This is a genomic window from Acidovorax sp. CF316, assembly GCF_000276605.1.
GTDB lineage: Bacteria > Pseudomonadota > Gammaproteobacteria > Burkholderiales > Burkholderiaceae_C > Acidovorax.
Window position 1 is genome coordinate 1 of sequence record NZ_AKJX01000184.1, and the last position, 768, is coordinate 768.

Genomic DNA, 768 nt, shown 5'->3' on the forward strand with positions numbered 1-768 from the left:
AGATTGTCTGATAGAAAGTAATGAGCAAGACGGCTGCGAAGTCGTGACACTACCGTGTCCCCTTCGTCTAGCGGTTAGGACTCCGCCCTTTCACGGCGGCAACAGGGGTTCGAATCCCCTAGGGGACGCCACTTGCTTGGTGACAGGTGAAAGGTGTCTCCACGACGTATCTCAAAACTGACGTAACCGTCATGTTTGAGATACTGCTCTTTAACAATCCGGAACAAGCTGAAAATTGAAACGACGCGTCGTTTTCATTCTCCGTAATAAGAATGAAATCACGATGCGTTCGAGTCTCTCAAATGCTTACAGTCCCGAGCGTTGCAAAACGCCTGTGGGTTGTGAGGTTAAGCGACTAAGCGTACACGGTGGATGCCCTGGCAGTCAGAGGCGATGAAGGACGTGCTAATCTGCGTAAAGCGTCGGTAAGGTGATATGAACCGCTACAGCCGACGATGTCCGAATGGGGAAACCCGGTGCACTCAGTGCATCATCGCAACATGAATACATAGTGTTGCGAGGCGAACCCGGGGAACTGAAACATCTAAGTACCCGGAGGAAAAGAAATCAACCGAGATTCCCCCAGTAGCGGCGAGCGAACGGGGAACAGCCCAGAACCTGAATCAGTTTGTGCGTTAGTGGAAGCGTCTGGAAAGTCGCGCGATACCGGGTGACAGCCCCGTACACGAAAGTGCACAGATTGTGAGTTCGAAGAGTAGGGCGGGACACGTGGTATCCTGTCTGAATATGGGGGGACCATCCTCCAAG

Annotated in this window: 1 tRNA gene and 1 rRNA gene; both read left to right on the plus strand. The window is 52.3% G+C overall.

The features are described from left to right. Positions 1 to 56: 56 nt before the first annotated feature. A tRNA-Glu gene (locus PMI14_RS22975) sits at positions 57 to 131 on the plus strand. Positions 132 to 345: 214 nt separating this feature from the next. Next, a 23S ribosomal RNA gene (locus tag PMI14_RS22980) occupies positions 346 to 768 on the plus strand; the annotation flags it as partial.